At 72.5% G+C, this 17,737-nt stretch carries 18 protein-coding genes; 12 read left to right on the forward strand and 6 right to left on the reverse strand.

Going from position 1 to position 17,737, the window contains the following annotated elements; all coding sequences use genetic code 11:
* Nucleotides 1-325 precede the first annotated feature (325 nt).
* From F1641_RS11865 to F1641_RS11880, 4 genes are read left to right on the forward strand one after another with little or no spacing between them, the layout of a single operon-like run.
* Entirely contained in the window at nt 326-604 is a 279-nt protein-coding gene (locus tag F1641_RS11865; protein WP_194905722.1) for a hypothetical protein, read from the forward strand.
* Entirely contained in the window at nt 601-2,085 is a 1,485-nt protein-coding gene (locus tag F1641_RS11870; protein ID WP_194905724.1) for a relaxase/mobilization nuclease domain-containing protein, read from the forward strand. The genes F1641_RS11865 and F1641_RS11870 overlap by 4 nt, the downstream gene beginning before the upstream one ends.
* Nucleotides 2,082-3,527, forward strand: a complete 1,446-nt coding sequence (locus tag F1641_RS11875; protein ID WP_255514544.1) for a toprim domain-containing protein — start codon at nt 2,082-2,084, stop codon at nt 3,525-3,527. The genes F1641_RS11870 and F1641_RS11875 overlap by 4 nt, the downstream gene beginning before the upstream one ends.
* A gap of 43 nt (nt 3,528-3,570) precedes the next feature.
* Nucleotides 3,571-4,272, forward strand: coding sequence for a hypothetical protein (locus F1641_RS11880; protein WP_194905728.1), 702 nt, complete (start codon nt 3,571-3,573; stop codon nt 4,270-4,272).
* Nucleotides 4,273-4,299: 27 nt separating this feature from the next.
* On the opposite strand, the gene F1641_RS11885 is transcribed toward F1641_RS11880, so the two are convergent.
* From F1641_RS11885 to F1641_RS11910, 6 genes are all read right to left on the reverse strand, one after another.
* A complete protein-coding gene (locus tag F1641_RS11885; RefSeq protein ID WP_206691047.1) occupies nt 4,300-4,743 on the reverse strand; it encodes a DUF4913 domain-containing protein in 444 nt (147 codons plus the stop codon).
* The gene (locus F1641_RS11890) at nt 4,740-6,020 is read right to left on the reverse strand and encodes a type IV secretory system conjugative DNA transfer family protein (protein WP_206691048.1); all 1,281 of its coding nucleotides are present in this window, start codon (nt 6,018-6,020) and stop codon (nt 4,740-4,742) included. The genes F1641_RS11885 and F1641_RS11890 overlap by 4 nt, the downstream gene beginning before the upstream one ends.
* 511 nt (nt 6,021-6,531) lie before the next feature.
* Nucleotides 6,532-7,905: a hypothetical protein gene (locus F1641_RS11895; RefSeq protein WP_206691049.1), complete on the reverse strand. Its 1,374-nt coding sequence runs from the start codon at nt 7,903-7,905 to the stop codon at nt 6,532-6,534.
* Between the two features lie 47 nt (nt 7,906-7,952).
* Complete coding sequence (locus F1641_RS11900) at nt 7,953-9,566, reverse strand: SCO6880 family protein (RefSeq protein ID WP_375541483.1); 1,614 nt, start codon at nt 9,564-9,566, stop codon at nt 7,953-7,955.
* Nucleotides 9,563-10,825: a hypothetical protein gene (locus F1641_RS11905; protein WP_194905732.1), complete on the reverse strand. Its 1,263-nt coding sequence runs from the start codon at nt 10,823-10,825 to the stop codon at nt 9,563-9,565. Before F1641_RS11905 ends, F1641_RS11900 begins: the two co-directional genes overlap by 4 nt.
* Nucleotides 10,822-11,025, reverse strand: a complete 204-nt coding sequence (locus F1641_RS11910; protein ID WP_206691050.1) for a hypothetical protein — start codon at nt 11,023-11,025, stop codon at nt 10,822-10,824. The genes F1641_RS11905 and F1641_RS11910 overlap by 4 nt, the downstream gene beginning before the upstream one ends.
* A 609-nt stretch (nt 11,026-11,634) precedes the next feature.
* Here F1641_RS11910 and F1641_RS11915 point away from each other — a divergent pair.
* The 8 genes from F1641_RS11915 (at nt 11,635) to F1641_RS11950 (ending at nt 17,736) form a co-directional block, all read left to right on the forward strand.
* A complete protein-coding gene (locus F1641_RS11915) occupies nt 11,635-12,192 on the forward strand; it encodes an SAF domain-containing protein (RefSeq protein ID WP_194905734.1) in 558 nt (185 codons plus the stop codon).
* Entirely contained in the window at nt 12,192-13,043 is an 852-nt protein-coding gene (locus F1641_RS11920) for a hypothetical protein (RefSeq protein ID WP_194905735.1), read from the forward strand. Before F1641_RS11915 ends, F1641_RS11920 begins: the two co-directional genes overlap by 1 nt.
* A 314-nt stretch (nt 13,044-13,357) precedes the next feature.
* On the forward strand, nt 13,358-14,677 hold the full coding sequence (locus F1641_RS11925) for a CpaF family protein (RefSeq protein WP_194905736.1): 1,320 nt from the start codon (nt 13,358-13,360) through the stop codon (nt 14,675-14,677).
* A gap of 248 nt (nt 14,678-14,925) precedes the next feature.
* Complete coding sequence (locus F1641_RS11930; RefSeq protein WP_206691051.1) at nt 14,926-15,630, forward strand: type II secretion system F family protein; 705 nt, start codon at nt 14,926-14,928, stop codon at nt 15,628-15,630.
* A gap of 3 nt (nt 15,631-15,633) precedes the next feature.
* Nucleotides 15,634-16,545 (forward strand): hypothetical protein, encoded by a 912-nt coding sequence (locus tag F1641_RS11935; RefSeq protein ID WP_194905737.1) that lies wholly within the window; start codon nt 15,634-15,636, stop codon nt 16,543-16,545.
* Nucleotides 16,546-16,667: 122 nt separating this feature from the next.
* Complete coding sequence (locus F1641_RS11940) at nt 16,668-16,874, forward strand: hypothetical protein (RefSeq protein WP_194905738.1); 207 nt, start codon at nt 16,668-16,670, stop codon at nt 16,872-16,874.
* Between the two features lie 20 nt (nt 16,875-16,894).
* A complete protein-coding gene (locus tag F1641_RS11945) occupies nt 16,895-17,320 on the forward strand; it encodes a TadE family protein (protein ID WP_194905739.1) in 426 nt (141 codons plus the stop codon).
* Nucleotides 17,317-17,736, forward strand: coding sequence for a TadE/TadG family type IV pilus assembly protein (locus F1641_RS11950; protein ID WP_194905740.1), 420 nt, complete (start codon nt 17,317-17,319; stop codon nt 17,734-17,736). Before F1641_RS11945 ends, F1641_RS11950 begins: the two co-directional genes overlap by 4 nt.
* The last annotated feature ends 1 nt before the right edge of the window (nt 17,737 follow it).

A 17,737-nucleotide genomic window follows, 5' to 3' on the forward strand; every position in this document is an offset into this window, starting at 1 on the left:
GCTCTGCCCGCCCCCTTGCCCAGAGGCTTGCCCGCTCGCGATCGCGCACATGGGGCAAGGGCCCGAGCAAGGCGATGTCCCGAGCCTCGCTGCTGTGAGACCGATGCAGCACGCTTCTGGCTCGACGGCGGCCGGAGGGACGGATCCTGTCCCCACGGCCCCCCAGATCGACAGCCAGTCCCCACCCATCGACGCGGCGCGTCCGTCGTGGACGTCTCGCAACCGCAGCCACGACGGCCCTCAGCGCGGTGAACGGATCCGTCTGCGCCTGAGCAGCGAAGAGCTCGCCGCACTCGCGACTGCGGCCCACGCCGCGGGGCTCACCGTGTCCGGCTACGCCGCGGACGCCCTCGTCGCCGTGGTCACCGGAGATGCGACGCCTTCGGTTGAGCCGCTGCGGTCTGCCCTCGCCGACCTGCTGGACGCGCGCTCGCAACTGCGCCGCCTCGCGGCGAACGTCCACCTCGCCGTCGGGTCGACCCACCAGAACGGCCGGCCCCCGTCGTGGCTCGAGGCGGCGGTCCGGGACGCTGCAACAGCCGTCAGGCGGGTCGACGAGGCCGCTGCCGCGGTGACCTCCGCGCTGTCGAGGACCTCCCGTTGATCGGCAAGGTCACCCGCGGCGAGCGCGTCGCCGGACTCCTGCACTACCTCTTCGGACCGGGGCGGTCGAACGAGCACACCGACCCCCACCTCGCCGCTGCCTGGGACCCGGTCGACGAGCTGCAGCCCGCTGTGGTCGACGGCCGGCACGACCTCCAGGTTCTGACCGGACTCCTCGTGCAACCACTGGTCGCCGACTTCCGGCAGAAACCGCACCCCGTCTGGCACTGCGGACTGCGCAACGCTCCCAGCGACCGGCACCTGTCCGACGCCGAGTGGGACACGGTCGTGCGGGAGGTGCTGCACCGCACGGGTCTTGCACCACGCGACGACGATGGCGCCTGCCGCTGGGTCGCTGTCCGCCACGCCGTCGACCACGTGCACGTGGTGGTCACCCTCGCCCGCCAAGACGGTCGCCCCGTCAGCACGAACAACGACTTCTACCGGGTGGGCGAGGCGTGTCGCGCCATGGAGGAGCGCTTCGACCTCCAGCGCACGGGCGCTCGTGACCGCACGGCAGGACGGCGCCCGAGCCGGGCTGAGACCGAGAAGGCCCAGCGCGACGGCCGTTCGGAAACCCCGCGGGTGATGCTTCGCCGAGCGGTCAGCAGCGCCGCTGCTGTCACCGACTCCCCCGAGGCCTTCCTCGCCGAGCTGCGTGCCGCGGGGGTCCTGGTGAACCTGCGCTACAGCGAGGTCGACCCCGAGAAGGTCACCGGCTACTCCGTCGCCTGGCCCGGTGACCACACCGCCGATGGTGCACCGGTCTACTTCGGAGGTTCGAAGCTCGCTCCCGAACTGTCATGGGCTCGCCTGGGTGCGCGGTGGCAGCAGCCGGTGCTCGCACCGCGCGCCGAGGCGTCTGCGGTGGACGGAACCGGCTGGGCCCCCGAGCGCGACTCGAGTCCGGTCGCCGTCCCTGGCCCGTCGCGAGAACTGGACCCCAGCAGACGCCGGGATGCCCTCGACGGCGCGACAGCGGCGATCGTGAGCGCGGGGCAGGTGCTGAGCGGCGGGGGCCCCGCCAGCGCCGGGGCGGATGACATCGCCGCCGCCGCAGGGGACGTGATCGCGGTCACCGGGCGACTCGTGGAGGGTCGTGCTGACGGCTACCTCAGCCGCATCGGCGACCGGTACCAGCGAGCCGCGAGGGTGCCGTGGGCACGACGGCCGGAGCCGTCGGCCACGGCAGCCGTGCTCCGGCGAGCCGCCCGAGAACTGATGCGGCTGCGCCGAGCCCGACCCTCAGAACGCGAGGAGGTCATCGAGCTGATGCGCGCCACGGCCTCGTTCGTCGATGCGCTGGCCGCCCTGCGGGCGGCGCAGCACCGCCCCGAGCAGGCGGTGGCTGCTCTCGAGAGCGCGGTGGCGCTGCGCGCTCACGCCGCCGCGCTGACTTCCGCCGTGGACGTGTCGGAGCACCCGCAGCCAGCGGTGCAGATCAGCGTGCCCCGACAGCGCACCTCCCGTGGTGCGTCATGAGCGAAGGCAGCAACGATCCTCTCGACGAAGCGGCCGCCCAGCTGGCACACCTCGCCCGCGCGCTCTTGAGCGCTTCGGAGGTCGGGCTGCGCATCCACGCCACTCGCACCGCACGCCGCACCGGAACTCCCGCCGTGGCCGTCCCCGAACCGAGGCGCCCTCGAGGCGAGGAGGACGACCGCGATCGCGCCGTCGCGCCGGCGACCTCCACGTCGCGGTCCCCGCGCCGGACATCCGCGGCACATCCGGCGCGTACGAGCACGCCGGTCACTCCTCCGTCCGGTCGCAGGCCGGCGGGCGCGCCCCATGCTCCCCGGCCCTCCACACGGGGGCCAGCGTCGTCGCGCCTCCTCGGAGTGCACCGCGACGCGTTGGACTTCTTCCGCGAGCAGGAGCGCCCCGCATGGGCGACAGACATGCTCCGGGACCGTGGCCTGACCGCAGCTTGGGAGCCTCCGTGGTCGGCGGGGTACGCGCCGGCCGGCTGGACGCAGCTGACGCAGCACCTGCGCTCCCGTGGTTGGGACGACGAGGTCCTCCTTGCCGCCGGGTTGAGCCGACGCTCTCGGACGGGCAACCTCATCGACCACTTCCGCGACCGCATCGTGCTCCCGTTGCGCAGGGCCGACGGGCAGGTCATCGGCTTCGTCGGTCGCTGTGCCCCCGGGGGCGATCCTCGGACGCCCAAGTACCTCAACAGCCCGGCGAGCGGCGTCTACGACAAGTCGGCGACCCTCTTCGGCCTCGCGGAGGGGCGAGCAGCCCTGACCAGCGGGGCTGTTCCAGTGCTGGTGGAGGGCCCGATGGACGCCATCGCCGTCGCTGCGGTGACGGGCGAGGCGTTCGTGGGCCTGGCCCCGTGCGGCACCTCCCTCACCAGGGCTCACGTGGACGAGCTGGGCAGGGTCGTCGACCTCGCCAGCTCGACGGTGGTGGTGGCCACCGACCACGACGCCGCCGGAGACGCCGCCGCCGTCAAGGCCTTCGAGCGCATCGCCGGCCGCTGCGCCGGACAGCTCCGAGCCGGGCTTCCAGAGGGCCTCGACCCGTCCGACGTGTTGCGCCGCGAGGGACCCGCGGGCCTACGGGAGGCGCTGACGACTCGTACGAGGCCACTCCTGGACGTGGCCGTCGACCACCGCCTGATGCGGTGGGCCGACCAGCTCCAGTGGGTCCAGGGCAGGGTCAGAGCGGCTCGACACGTCGCGCCCCTGATCGCGCAGCTCAAGGAGTCGGAGCGGGGAAGCGCCGTGACGGCCCTGGCGCAGCGCCTCGACCTGATGGAGAGCACGGTGAGCGACGCCGTCGCCGTCGCCGTTCCCGAGCTGTCACGCGAGGTCCCACCCGACGCTTCCACGTCTCGCCGCATCCAGGAGGGTTCCACCCCGACACTGCGACCGCCCGCGGCCACCACGGCCCCGCCACACACCCGCGGCCGCTGACAAACGCCGTGTACATCTCGCCAGAACCGCTGGACACTGCCGCATGGCGCAGTCGGTGGTGCAGGTCCGAGCCATGTGGGAGGACGTGACGGGCACTCCCCTGCGAGCCGACCACCGCGCCGCGTTCCTCCGTCGGCCCGAGGCCGCCGCACTCGCGGCGCTGCCACGGGTCGTCATCGAGCTCGCCGCCTCGACCACCGTTGCCCGTTGCGGCGAGCTGCGTCTCTCGACGTGGCTGGACGCTGCAGTGGTGCAGCGCGCAACAGCACCTCCGCTGAGGATCGAGCTGGTCCCCTCGACCTGCTGGTGGTCCAACCTCCGCTCGGAGCTCCCCGCCGAGCAGTGGGCAGTCTGCAAGCGGTGGTCCTCACAGCGCGCGAGTCGCCGTTGCGAGATCTGCGGTGAGTGCGGCCCTCGGTGGCCTGTGGAGTGCCATGAGAGGTGGCAGTACCTCGACGGCGACCGTCCGCGCATGCAGCGGCTGGTGGGCCTCATCTCGCTGTGCCCCGCCTGTCACCAGGCGACCCACATGGGCTTCGCGAGCGTCAGCGGTCATCTTGACCAGGCCATGGCCCACCTCGGCGCTGTCAACGGCTGGAGCCCGGAGCAGTGCGCGGCTCACCTGGCTGACAGTCAGTCGGTCTGGGAGTGCAGAAGTCGCCACGAGTGGACGCTCGACGTCGACTGGCTGGTCCATGCGCTCGGCATCGACGTGGTGGTGAAGAGGCCAGCCGCTCTCAGCTGAGCGCGCTCGACTCCTCAACCTGCCGGATCACGCGCTGTGACGGTCAGGGGTGCAGCGGGCGAAGGGCCCGGTCCGGCTGGTGAGCACCAAGAAGTTGGGGTCGAAGTGGCTGAGCAGCCAGACCGACAGCCCGAGCCCCTCCTGGGCCTGCAGCACCTCCCACGCCCTCCACATCGCCTCCAGGCGCAGAGTCGCCTCGGGGTGGTCCTGCCACTGCGCACACCACCGCAGCTCCCCACCGTACGACCGTTGGAAGACCTCCAAGAGGTAGTCGGCGACCCAGCGGTCAGCGGACGGGAAAGCGGGGTCAGACGGACCCGCCTCGGAGTTCGACGCAGATCCCGCGTCGAGCCCGCCCCCGGGCGGCTGCCGGAGACTGGCCAGGTCTTCGACGTCCTTGGCGATCCGCTGGAGGAGCGCGTCGATCTCGTCCAGGCGACGCCCGTGCCGGCGTAGCTGGTCACCGCTCACGGCGCGCCGTCTTCTGACGGCAGCTGCGCGGCGCGCTCCGTCAGCAGCCGTCCCGCCGCGCTGGATGCTGCCGCGACCTCCGCGGAGTGCGGCGCCCGGTACCAGGGCGTCAACACGACGTACGCCGCCCGGCAGCCGGTGGCCAGCAGGATGGCGCCTCCACGAGGGAGGGCTCTGACCGCATCGGCCCCGAGGATCCTCTGGCTCCGCTGGCTGGTCGACGTCGTCGCGCTGCCTCGTCCTCGGCTGGTCGAACGCGTCGTGACGTCGTGGTCTCCGATGAGGCGGGAGATGTCCTCCGCCACCTTGGCGTCGTCGAGTCCCGCTCCGATGATCTTGCAGGTCGCCGCGGACCACAGAGCGTCCATGCCGTGGTCGCCCCACACCCGCCGCCCCTGGCCGTAGGACTGCAGGATCGTTAACGGCACCACTCCCCGTGACCCCAGGTGCGAGTACAGGTCGGGCAGGTCGCTGATCCGGCAGATGTTGGCCGCCTCGTCCAAGACCGCGAGCAGAGGCGGGTCGAGCCGCCCTCCCCGCCGCTCCGCGAGGCGCACCGCTGCCCGCATGACACGGTCGGTCAGCGCCGCCACCAGCGGTGCCGCAGCCCCCGCGCCGTCGCGCGAGAGCAGGTAGAGCGTCTGCCGCGAGCGGGCGAACGCCGGCGCATCTAGCTCGTCAAGGACTCGTGCCGGTGCGCCCGGTCCTGCCGGTGACGGCGGGGAGACCCACGCCATGATCGAATCGTCGCGCAGGCACTGGGCAGCGGTCCGCGCCGTCTCGTACACCCCGTCGCGGGTCTCTGCGGCCCCCAGCTGCCGCCCCCGCAGGCTCGCTGCGGCCGCTGCCCTGCCCTGGGCGCGCAGGAGGTCTGCGGGCTCAGGGGTGGTGGGGTCGTTGAGCCAGGCGAAGACGTCGTGCAGATTCTTGCCGGACACCGCGGCAGCGAGGAGCAGTCCCGTCAGCAGGTCGTGAGCCGCCGAGCTCCAGAAGTCCTTGTCCCGCGTCCCGCGGACCTCCTGCACAAAGTGACCAGCGAGCCGGTGCGCCTCCTCGACCGTGTCGACGCCGCGCAGCGGGTTCCACCACCACGTCTGCGGCGCGAAGACGATCCGCTGGGGATCGAAGACCCACACGCGCTCGGCAGTCCTCCCCGCCCGCAGTGCAGACGTGGACGCCCAGAGGTCCGCCTTGTTGCTGGTCGCGACGACCGCCCCGGGTGCCTCCAGGACTGCGGGGACAGCCAGTGCTGTCGTCTTCCCTGCCCGTGGCGCCATGACTGCGAGCAGGACGTCCTCCCACGACGCCCTGAGGGCGTGGCGGGCACCTGGTCGCCCGGACAACTGCCCCACCGCGACACCGCACTCGTCAGCGGGAGTCCGCCGCCGGTGCAGGTGCTCCAGCGACGGACGCAGGGCTCTAGCCCGGCGCCGCGCCTGATCGGGAGCAAGCGGAGCCACGTCGGCGAGCCCCGCCAGAGAACCCACTGGCACCGTGGCGCGCACCCGCCCGCGCAGACGGGCGGTGACGGAGTTGACGCACACGCCGACGACGAGCGCCTCTGCGGCGAAGACGGTCGCCACCGCCGCGGGCGGCACCCCTGCCCAGACCGTCGCAGGACCGTCCCGCAGGAGCGCCAGGACGAAGTCCACTCCGAGGTCCGGCCCCCTCGCCCCCGTCCCCCACAGCCAGCCGGCGATCCTGCCCGCCGACCAGGCCCCCGCCACCAGGGCGATTGCTCCCCAAGCGCCGGCGAGCACGAGCCAGGGACCGAGGTCTCCCCCACCGTCACCGCGGCGCACGGTGGTCCCCAGGCTGGCGATGGTCGGTCTCGTACAGGTCGGGCTCGTCACCGACCAGCTCCATCTCGACGGGGATGCCGATGCGCTGGCCGGTCTTGATGAGGTACTTCCCCCGGCCGGGGTGACGCCCACCTGCCTGCCACGTCTCCGGGGACGACCACGAGGCCACCAGCTGCGTCTCCGCGGCGGACAGCGGAACGACGCGAGAGACCTGGTCGAGCTCCCTCGTCGGGAGGCCGGCGAGAACGGTGATGGCGCAGCGGTCCACGAAGCCCCTCGCCTTTGCCCTGTCGCTCTCCGTAGGCAGCGCGTTGAGGTCGTCCAGGGAGTGCGTGAGCATCACGTGGGCGACGTCACGGCCGCGGTACACGCGGGTCAGGGCGTCGGCGTGGTCGACCAGTCCTGGCGCTCCCCGCAGGGCCCGCCACAGCTCGTCCAGGACCGCGACGAACCGCCGTCGTGGCGCCAGGCCGGCGTCGGCGAGCGCGGCTGCCGCGTCGATCACAGCGAAGCCGTAGCTCCAGGTGCTGAGCATCGCCGCGGCCAGGAGCGTGTCACCGGCGGAGGCCACGGCGGAGATGTCCACGCTGATCGCTGGAGCGCTCAGGTCGAGGGGCGTCGTGGTGGGTCCGTCGAAGACGCCGCGGAGCGAGCCGTCGCACAGGGTGCGGAGCGTCTGCCGCAGCTTCCGCGTCTCGACGTCGTAGGCGGTGCGGGTGCTCACCTCGGCTGCTGAGACGAGGTCGTCCGGCGCCTCCCGCAGCAGCCTGAGCACGTCGGGGACGGTGGGCTCCTGCGAACTCCTGGTGGTGAGCAGGTCGAGCGCCGTCCCGACGACCGCCTCCTCGCCGTTCGTGATGGGCTCGTCGCTGCGGACCAGTGAGGCCAGCGCGAGGACAGCGGAGAGGCGCCTGCCCCGGACCTCGGCCCGCAGCGTCGAGGCTGCCTGACCCGTCAGGTGCTGCAGCGCGGTTCCCAGCGGCCCGGCGTCGAGCGGGTTGACGCGGTCGAGCCCTCGTCCGACGCGGACCACCTGACCGCCGGCCGACTGGACGACGCGGCTGTAGTCGGGCTTGGCGTCGCCGAGGAACAGCGGGGTGATGCCGAAGCCCATCCCGCCACGGGTGAGCCGCTTGGCGGCGGCACTCTTGCCGGTGCCCGGCTGACCGAGGACGAACACCCCGCGATTGGTGGTCAGCCCGGCCTCCATCCAGGCGAACGGGTCGAGCGCGACGTGCTCTCCCCACAGGAGGTGGCGGCCCAGCGGCACACCGAGGGCAGGTGCGCCGGAGCCTGCCGTGAAGGGGAACAGCCCAGCGGCCTGGACGGTCGTCGCCTGGTACTCAGGCGCTGCCTGCACGTGGATGGGACGCTCACGGCCCTCGAGGGGGGCCCTGCTGGTCGACATCACGGCCTCCCCCGACCGCTCAGGCGGCCGGAGGCCGAGGTGAGCGCCACGGGATGCAGCCCCAGCGGGAGCGTCGTGGCGAAGCCGACCGACTGGCCGCCGTAGAGGCGGCGGAGCCGGATCTTGGTCTGGTCCGCACGCGCCTCGACGTCGGCGACGGCGTCCGCCAGCTGCTCGGGGTCGGTGACGGTGGTGGTGACGTAGGCGCTGACCAGGACGACACCGGCGCCCACAGCCTCTTCTCGGGCGGCGCGCCGCGCCTGCTCACGGTCCGCGACGTCCCGGGCCGTCTCATCACGTCGCTGCGCGCGCCGCACGGCGTCACGGAAGTCCGCGGCGTTCACCTCGGACTCTAGGAGCCGAGCGGCGTCGGCCGCTGGCATCGGACGGTAGAGGAGGCAGACGCGCTTGAGGTACCGCCCCGGGGAGTGCAGGCGCGACAGCACGTCGCTGGTGACGAGCTGGCGAGGCGCCTCCTGCCACCCCCAGCTGACCGACGTCCCCGAGTCATGCCGCAGCTGGTCCCAGCCCTCCTCCACAGCCACGGGCGACGCGTGGTCCCACCCGTGGGCCCCGCGGCCGCGCAATTCCCGCCGCGTGGACGGGACTGGCCCTCGCCCGCGGTACCCCGGGTCGTAGGCGACGGCCGCGACCTCCACCAGGTCCTCGGCGGTCGCCCGCCCCCTTACCGTGACCCCGCACGCCCCCAGCGACGACTCGAGCCCTGACATGAGGCGGTCGGCTTCAGCGGCCGCCGAGTGCACGTCCTCGACACTGCCGACCCTGACTGCTCTGCTGTGGCGGACTCGCGCGTTCCCACCTGCTGCGCTCCCGCCGCCCAGGAGGCGGGCATCGTCGAAGGTGACGCACACCCACGTCCGCACGTGAGCGGTGGCGGCGGGGGCCCTCGCGACCAGGTCGCGCAGCAGGGTCCGGACATCGGCGGGAGCGGCGGGGTCCACGCGGGCCGCGACCGAGTCGTGAAGTGCTGTGCCCGGCTCCGGGGCCGTCTCGACGATGACAGCCACCCAGCGGACGGCAGGCAGGTAGCCGAGACCAGCCAGCCAGGAGTGCCACGCGCTGACCCAGCCGTCGGCATCGTCGCGCTCGACCAGCCAGGCCGAGGAGGAGGCGCAGCTGACCGCCACGGTCAGCGTCCCGCGCGCCTGGTCGTGGACGACGGCGAAGTCCTCCCGCCTGGAACTCGTGACCACGTGGAGGTCCAGGTCCGCCAAAGGAGCCGGCCCACGCCCCTGAGCGCCGCCGGAGGGCACGACGAAGGGGGTGGGCGCGTTCGGCCCGTACCGTCGCGAGCGTCGCCCCTTGCCGGTGGCGCGCACCCACTGCAGCCGGCGCCGGACGTGCCGGGGGAGGGGCTCACCGCCCACGCGGAGAGCCGCGACAAGCGCTATAGCGGCAGCGAGCGGTGCACTGACAGCACCCCATCGAGGGGTGGCTGCGGCGAGCAGCATGGGCACGAGGACGCATCCCAGGACGATGGCGCTGGACGTGGCGTCCAGCCCCCACAGGCCGATGCCGCGGCGCAGCCGCCAGCCGCCGTAGAGCCGCACCGGCGGTTCCGGAGCGAGCCCACCGGTAGCCCCAGAGCTCATCGGTTCACCTCGCCGGTCACGTCCTCAGCGACACCCTGCGCCGCCCTGTGCGCATCGCGGACGAGCGCGGCCCCACCGGCCACCACGGCCAGCGCTGCACCGACGGGTACCGCTCCAGCCGCCGCAGTACCTGCGGCGGCCGTCGTGGTGGCAGACGTCGTTCCCGCTGCCGCTGCGGCTGGAGCTCCTGCTGCCGCCGAGGCCGACGACGCCCCAGGGGCCGCACCGGCCGCCGCCGCACTGCTGGCCTGCGGCGACGTAGCTGCCGCGCCCGCTGGCGCCGGCCCGCCCGGTCGGGGTCCGGCCGTCGGCGACGGCAGCGGGCCAGGTGGAGAAGCACTGCCGAGGTCGCGGCTGAGCCGGTCGGCCTGACCCGTTGCGCCAGAACGCATCCCGTACAGGGCGGCAGCGGTGGAGGCAGCGGAGACCGACGCACCGAGCATCGCGGTTCCACCACCCCCTGCCGTGATGCCGGTAGTGGTCCAGCTGAAGAACCTCATCAGAGCCGGGAGCGCCACGATGGCGAGGAGCATCATCGTGAAGCCCACCAGGACGGTGCGAGGGTCCTGACCGTCGCCGATCAGCACCACGGCCGTGGCGTAGACGAGGGCGGCGATCGGCTTATAGGCGACCAGCGCCGTCATCCACCCGAGGACCTTGGGCAGCCAGCCCTTCGTGGCCCCGGTCATCGAACCGCTCGCAGCCAGCACCACGACTCCGGCGAGGACGACGACCGCCCCCTCGCGGAAGATCATGACCACGGCCTGGACGAGACCCGCGAGCATGAGGAGCAGGCCGAGCACGATGACCGCTCCGGAGGAGTCCACCCCCTGAAGGCTGGCGATGGCGAGCAGCCGCTCGGCAGCGCGGCCCCCGGATGCCTGACCCAGCACCCAGACGGAGAAGGCGTCTCCCGCTCGCAGGGCAGCAGCTGGCGCGGCGATGCCGATCCCGGCCCACAGGACGAGGGCGAAGAGTCCTCGACCTGCTGTCAGCAGAGGGTCCGCTCTGCGCGAGAGGACCATCTGGATGGCCTGCCACATCAGGCCGGCGGTCGCGACTGCACCTGCCAGCCACAGGACGTAGCCGCGGATCGCGAATGCGGGTGACGTCTCCAGGTCGATCGACGGCACGTTCACCCACCAGCTGAGGGTGGCGCCCATGACCCAGCCCGCTCCCTCGCGCATCGCGTCGGCGAAGGGGTCGGTGACAAGGGACCCGACGGCTGAGCCGGCGGTCGGCAGCGAGGCCAGGGTCACGAGACCAGGACTCCGACGATGCCGGCAGCCAGCGTCAGGGTGGACAGGCCACCCAGGACCCACGGCAACCCGGCAGCACCATCGACCGCCATGGAGGACCTGTTGCGGCGGCCCAGGATCATCATGAACGCGCACATGCCGAAGCCGAAGAGCCCGGCGACGATGCCGATCCACTTCATCCAGCTGATGAAGAGGGACATGGGCTCTGCAAGGCCCGGCGGAGCGGCGGGGGCCGGGTTGGGCACAGCTGCTAGGAGCAGATCGATCACGGCGTGGCCTCACTGTCTGTGACATCCAGGACGGACGGCGTCCGGCGCACCGATGGGCGCACCCGGTCACGCACTGTCTGGCCAGCTGCTTGCCCAGAGCCTCCAGCGCCGCAACGGGACGCTTCGAGCGACGAACGGGCCCCTGGCTCCGCGCCTTGCCCAGTCCCTTGTTCCAGCGGAACGGCCCAGTTCAGGCCGATGGGACGCCTCGGGTGACCCGTGCGACCCTCGCATCAGGGTGATCATGTGATCACTCTGGGCGACCAGGCTGCCACCAGCGCCGGGCAAGGGTCCGGGCAAGAGGCGCCCTACAGAGTGACGCCGCCGCCATCCGCTCCAGAGGCGCGCCTGACTACTTAGCGTCTCCGCCGTAGTCGATCAACGAGGATGGACATGAGCATCAGCAGCACGCGTCGCACACGGGACGGGGCCGTCGCCTCCGTGCCCCGCCCGTCGGGGCCCGCCCGGTCTGTCGCCGCACCGTCCGTGGCGGCCTCACCGGTCAAGTCCCGGCGTCGCCCGGCTCTCGCCGCCTTGGGCGTGGTGCTCGTGGTGACCGGCGGGGTTGGTGCCGCCTGGCTGGTGAGCGACGCCGGCGGGACCGTGTCCGTGCTCGCGCTCGCGCACGACGTCCCCCGGGGACACGTGCTCGAGCCCGAGGACCTCGTCACCGCTCGCACGACCCCCGACGCGGCGCTGCAGGTGGTGCCCTCGGACCGCCTGGGCGACCTCATCGGACAGCGCGCAGCGGTGAGCCTCCCCGCCGGCTCGCTGCTGACCCCGAGTTCGACCACGTCCGCCGTCGTCCCTGGTGAAGGGCAGTCCGTGGTCGGCATCTCCCTCAGCACGGCGCAGATGCCGGCGACGACCCTCCTCACCGGCGACCGGGTGCGCATCGTCAGCACTCCTCCCACGCAGGCAGAACCACCGGGCGAGGCTCCGGACACCGTCCAGGGAGAGGTCGTCGACGTGGCCTCCCCCGACCGGGCCGGGTCGACCACGGTGGACGTCCTGGTCCCCAGCCTGGAGGCAGCGGACCTCGCAGCGCGCGCCGCCACCGGGCGCGTCGCGCTCGTCCTGGACTCGAGGGTCGACTGATGGCGGTCATCGCGCTGGCCAGCGCCAGCGGGGCTCCGGGTGTCACCACGACAGCGCTCGCGTTGACACTGCTCTGGCCGCGTCCGGCCCTCCTGGTCGAGGCAGCGCCGTACGGCTCGTCGGCCGTCCTGGCCGGCTACCTGCGCGGCGCTGTAGCGCCGGGCGGCCGGTCCGTGCTGGGGCTGGCACGGGCGCACCGCCTGGGTCGCCTCTCCGAAGCGATCGATGAGAACGCCGTCCCCCTGGACGACGAGGGCCGCCACCGCCTCCTCCCGGCGATCGCCCAGCCTGAGCAGGCGAGCAGTCTCCGGCAGCTCTGGGAACCCCTCAGCGAGGTGCTCGCGGATCTGGGGTCGACGGGCCCGGAGGCAGACGACGGTCCCGCCACGGATGGACCCGAGACGGGCGGCTACGACGTCATCGTCGACGCGGGCCGTCTGGGCGCTGCAGCAGGACCCGACGCACTCGTCTCCAGTGCGGACGTGGTGCTTCTGTGCGTACGCACCCAGCTGCCAGCCATCGCTGCAGCCCGCGCGCGACTGCAGTCCTTGGACGTGCAGGGCCGTGTCGCCCTGGCGATCGTCGGGGACGGCAGGCCGTACACCGGTGCTGAGATCTCCCGCCTCACGGCGACGCCAGTGCTGACCAGCCTCGCCTGGGACCCGCCCGCTGCTGACGTCCTGGCCGTCGGCGCGACGCGCCCCAGGCGCTGGGAGAGCAGCGCCTACCTGCGGTCAGCAGCTGCTGCGGCGGAGGCCGTCCAGCGCGAGGTCGCCACCGCGGGCCGGCGGTCCGTGCCACCGGACGTGAGTCACCTGGACGCGGCCATCCCGATCGGGGGCTCCCGGTGAACGACCGCCTCGCTGCACTGCCACTCTTCGACGACGCAGATCGGCCGACGCCTACCGCCGTCGTCGCCGACACCTCGGTGGCCGGTCGAACGGTGCTCGTGCCTGCTGGCGGGTCCGACGCCGCGGCTCTGCCCGCCCAGCACGCCGTGCACAACACCCGGACCACCGCCTCTGCGCTCCGTTCGACGAGCACGCGACGGCCGCGGAGCGGCGAGAACGTGTGGGGAGGTGCACCACACCTCGGTGGCGAGGCCGAGGGTGGCTCGGCACGGTCGGGACTGGACTGGTCGCTCGTGCGAGCGCTCCGCCAGAAGGTGGCTGACCAGCTGGCCACCGAGGCCGAGCGGCGGCAGCTGACGACGCCGGCGACCCACCGCGAGCTGGGCCGAGCGCTGATCTCGACGGCCCTCAACGACCACGCGGACGCACTCCTCCTACGCGGAGACCCAGTGCTCGACCTCGCTGAGGAGCGTGACCTCGCCACCGCGGTCTTCGACGCGATGTTCGGTCTGGGGCGTCTGCAGCCGCTGGTCGACGATCCCCAGATCGAGAACATCGAGATCACCGGCTGCGACAACGTCTGGCTCCAGTACGCCGACGGCCGTCTCCTCCGGGGTCCGGACGTCGCCGACTCCGACGAGGAGCTGATCTCAGACCTCCAGTTCCTGGCCGCTCACGGTGGCAACGGGGAACGCCCCTTCTCCTCTGCCCACCCGACGCTCGACCTCCAGCTGCACGACGGCTCTCGCCTGGCTGCGATGGCCTGGACGGCGCACAGGCCCACGGTCACGATCCGCCGTCACCGGTACACCGACATCGACCTGGCGGGGCTGTGCGGGCTGGGGATGATCGATGACGCCCTGGTGGCCTTCCTCTCCGCGACCGTGCGCGCTGGCAAGTCGGTCGTCGTCGCCGGCCTGCCGGGAGCGGGGAAGACGACGTTGACACGGGCTCTCGCCAACGCCCTGGACCCGCTGGAGCGCGTCTGCACCATCGAGACCGAGTACGAGCTGCTGCTGCACCACCTGCCGGAGCGACACCTGCGGATCGTGCCGATGCAGGCCCGACCGGGCTCCGGCGAGCGCACGGCTGATGGCTCAGAGGTCGGCGCGGTGACCCTCGACAAGCTCGTCTACGACTCCCTGAGGCACAACGTCACGCGCATCGTGGTCGGGGAGGTCCGCGGCAAGGAGATCCTGCCGATGTTCAAGGCGATGCAAGCCGGGCGCGGGTCGCTGTCGACGACGCACGCCGAGTCCGCCCGGGATGCCGTCGAGCGCCTCGCGACGTGTGCGCTCGAGGCCGGACCGCACATCTCCGAGGGCTACGCCTACCGCCAGATCGCGCAGCACATCGACCTCATCGTCCAGGTCTCGGTAGACGACCAGACGCCGCGGGGCGGACGCAAGTCCCGGTACGTCAGCGAGGTCGTCAGCCTGGAGCGCGGTGAAGGGCCGAACGGGGTCTCGATGAGCGAGATCTTCCTGCCTGCCCCCGACGGTCGCGCTGTAGCGACAGGTGTCCGACCGCCGTGGGCGGCTGAGCTCACCGCTGTGGGCTTCGACCTCGTCTGGTTGGACGGGGCGGCTCAAACGTGGGTTGGTTCGCAGCAGCGCACTGGGTCTTCCTCGTGACCGGGTACATCCCTGGTCCGGCGCTGCTGGCAGCTCTGGCGGGGGCCGCGGCCTCGCTCGGCGTCTGGCTCACCGTCGCCGGCCTCGGACACCACCTGGTGCCTCCTGGTACCTCACCACGGCGCCGCTCTCGCCGTCGCCGCTCGAGCGCAGGCGCCTCCCGCGCTCGTCGCGCGGTCTCGATCCGATGGCGAGCAGCCGCGGGTCTGGCGGCCGGTGCCGCCCTGTGGGCGGCGAGCGGCTGGGTCGTGGCGGTGCTGGTGCTCCCCGCGGCGACGGTGGGCCTGCCTCTGCTGCTGGCGCGGCCAGACACCGACCTCAGCGTCAGGCGTCTGGAAGCGCTCGAGGAGTGGACCCGGCACCTGTCCGGCGTGCTGGACGTCGGCGTCGGACTCGAACAGGCGATCATGGTCAACCTGCGGTCCACCCCGGCTGCCATCCGTCCGCAGGTCCAGACCCTGGTGAGCCGGCTGACGGCGCGCTGGTCCACGGAGGCGGCGCTGCGAGCCTTCGCCGACGACCTGGACGACGCCACCGGTGATCTGGTCGCCGCGAGTCTGGTGCTGGGTGCACGGCGCCGTGGTGCTGGCCTCACTCGAGTCCTGCAGGGCCTGGCGGAGACCGTCGCGGACGAGGTCAAGATGCGCCGAGCCGTCGAGGCGGACCGGGCCAAGCCGCGTACGACGGCCCGCGCGGTCACCTTCATCACCCTCGCCGTCCTCGGGCTGCTCGCGCTGAACACGACCTACATCGCCCCGTACGGCACTCCCGTCGGCCAGGTCGCGCTGGTCCTGCTGCTCGGCGCGTACGCGGGCGCGCTCGTCTGGATGCAGGTGATGACGCTTGAGCGACCTACGCCCCGGTTCCTCCCCAATCCCGACGACGCGAACAGCGACCGCTCGCCATCGTCCGCGAAGGACGTGTCCCGTGCGACGCCGGTCGAGGTGGGCTGAGTGATGCTCCAAGCAGCTGTCGCCTGCGGTGCCGTCGCGGGGATGGGCGTCTTCATCGCCGTCCGCCAGCTCGCCCCGACGACCCCGGACCTCACTGCGGCCGTGCGCCGGATGACCGCTCCCCCGAGTCGCGTCGACGAGCCCGAGCCCGGATCGGCCCCCTCGAGATCGGCGCTGACGACGGTCGGCCTCGACGCTCGCCTCGGCCGCTTCCTGCACGAGCGGATCGGAGACCACCCGGCCGCCCGAATCCCCCGACGCGACCTGGCCGTGCTGCAGCTCACCCCCCAGGCGTGGCTGGGGCAGAAAGCGGTCCTCGCTCTGGTCGGGCTGGCCTTCCCGTCCCTCATGGTGGCGGGCCTCGCGCTGGTCGGTGCTCACCTCCCCGTCGTCATCCCGGTGGCCGCCAGCCTGGCCCTGGCCCTGGCCCTGTGGTTCGTCCCCGACGTGGAGGTGCGGACCCGGGCCGCGACGGCCCGGGGTGAGTTCGCTCGCGCTGTCACCGCGTACATCGACCTCACGGCGCTCGAGCGCGCGGGGGGAACGGGTACGACGCAGTCGCTGGAGAACGCGGCGCAGGTGGGTGGGTCCTGGGTTTTCCAGCGCATCCGGGAGTCGCTCCACAGGTCCCGGTTCAGCGGCAGCGCTCCCTGGCAGTCGCTGTCGGACTTGTCCGAGGAGCTCGGGGTTCCGGAGCTGGCTGACCTCGCCGACATCATGCGGCTCTCCGGTGAGGAGGGCGTCGCGGTCTACGACAACCTCCGGGCCCGGTCGCGTGGCATGCGGACCGCCCTCCTCGCGCGGGAGCACGCACGTGCCAACGCCGACTCCGAGCGGATGGTCGTGCCGGTGGCCCTGCTCGGACTGCTCTTCCTGTGCTTGCTCGCCTTCCCAGCCCTCATGCGTGTGCTGTGAGCGGCGGGAGCCCGACGAGTAGGCCACCGCCCCTGAGCGCGCTGCTCCACACGACCACGGCGGCGGCAACGACCACCCCGAGCGCTGCCGCCCGACCAACCCACCTTGAAGGAGAGTCACCCATGTCGCACCTGTCCCTGGTCCTGAACCTCGTCCACGCCCTCACCGGCGACCTCCGCCGTCAGGTCGCCCCTGGACCGGACTCCGCTGACCGCGGCGTCTCGACCCTCGAGGTCGTCGTCATCGCCCTCGGCCTGTTCCTCGTCGCGGGTGTGCTCGTCGCCGCCATCACGACGGCGATCAACACGCGCATCGCGCAGATCAACTGACCCCTCCGCACGCCGTACCGATGAGACTGCATCCCCAGACCCGGGTCGTGGCGCGGCGGCCTGCGCGGGGCGGGGACGACGGCTCGGCCAGCCTCGAAGTCGTCGTCCTCTTCCCGGCCGTCCTGCTCATCACCTTCGGCCTGTTGCAGGGCGCCCTCTGGTACCACGCTCGTGACGTGGCCTCCGCGGCTGCGTCCGCAGGCGCAGCCGCAGCCAGGGGCGAGACCGGCACGGCCCAGCTGGGCGAGGACAGGGCGAGAGCGTTCCTCGTGCAGAACACTGACGTCGTCCTTGCGGCCGACACGACCGTCGTCCGTGGAGGTGGACGTGTGAGCGTCACCGTCTCCGGTCACTCGCTCAGCCTGCTGCCCGGGATCGACGGCCCGGCCGTGGAGCAGACGGTGACCCGGCCCGTCGAGCGGTTCACCTCGCGGACCGCTCCGTGACCGACAGGGACCGCGGCTCGACGACCCTCGAGCTCGTGGTGCTCGTCCCCGGCCTGCTGCTCGTCATCGGGCTGCTGGTCGTGGGTGGGCGCATGGCTGTCGCCCACACCGCGGTGCAGTCGGCATCGAGCGACGCCGCGCGCAGCGCCTCCCTCGCCCGGTCCGCGGGTCAGGCCCAGGCGGAGGCTGGAGCTGCGGCGCATACGGCACTGGCCGCAGACGGTCTGCAGTGCTCGCAGACGTCAGTCCTCGTCGACACCTCCGGCTTCACCGTTCCCGTCGGCGAGCCCGCGGCAGTCACCGCCACCGTGTCCTGCACGGTCCGGCTCTCCGACCTGGTCCTGCCGGGCCTCGGCGGCGATCGTGCGGTCCGGGCCAGCACGACCAGCCCTCTCGACACCTACCGAGAGCGGTGAG

This window comes from Quadrisphaera sp. INWT6, from assembly GCF_015390235.1.
Taxonomy (GTDB): Bacteria; Actinomycetota; Actinomycetes; order Actinomycetales; family Quadrisphaeraceae; genus Quadrisphaera.

What these genes read in the sequence shown, in the direction of transcription:
- F1641_RS11875 (WP_255514544.1), top strand. Translation starts at nt 2,082, where the DNA reads ATGAGCGAAGGCAGCAACGATCCTCTCGACGAAGCGGCCGCCCAGCTG.
- F1641_RS11880 (WP_194905728.1), top strand. Translation starts at nt 3,571, where the DNA reads ATGGCGCAGTCGGTGGTGCAGGTCCGAGCCATGTGGGAGGACGTGACG.
- F1641_RS11890 (WP_206691048.1), bottom strand. Translation starts at nt 6,020, where the DNA reads ATGGCGCCACGGGCAGGGAAGACGACAGCACTGGCTGTCCCCGCAGTC.
- F1641_RS11900 (WP_375541483.1), bottom strand. Translation starts at nt 9,566, where the DNA reads ATGAGCTCTGGGGCTACCGGTGGGCTCGCTCCGGAACCGCCGGTGCGG.
- F1641_RS11910 (WP_206691050.1), bottom strand. Translation starts at nt 11,025, where the DNA reads ATGTCCCTCTTCATCAGCTGGATGAAGTGGATCGGCATCGTCGCCGGG.
- F1641_RS11920 (WP_194905735.1), top strand. Translation starts at nt 12,192, where the DNA reads ATGGCGGTCATCGCGCTGGCCAGCGCCAGCGGGGCTCCGGGTGTCACC.
- F1641_RS11935 (WP_194905737.1), top strand. Translation starts at nt 15,634, where the DNA reads ATGCTCCAAGCAGCTGTCGCCTGCGGTGCCGTCGCGGGGATGGGCGTC.
- F1641_RS11940 (WP_194905738.1), top strand. Translation starts at nt 16,668, where the DNA reads ATGTCGCACCTGTCCCTGGTCCTGAACCTCGTCCACGCCCTCACCGGC.
- F1641_RS11945 (WP_194905739.1), top strand. Translation starts at nt 16,895, where the DNA reads ATGAGACTGCATCCCCAGACCCGGGTCGTGGCGCGGCGGCCTGCGCGG.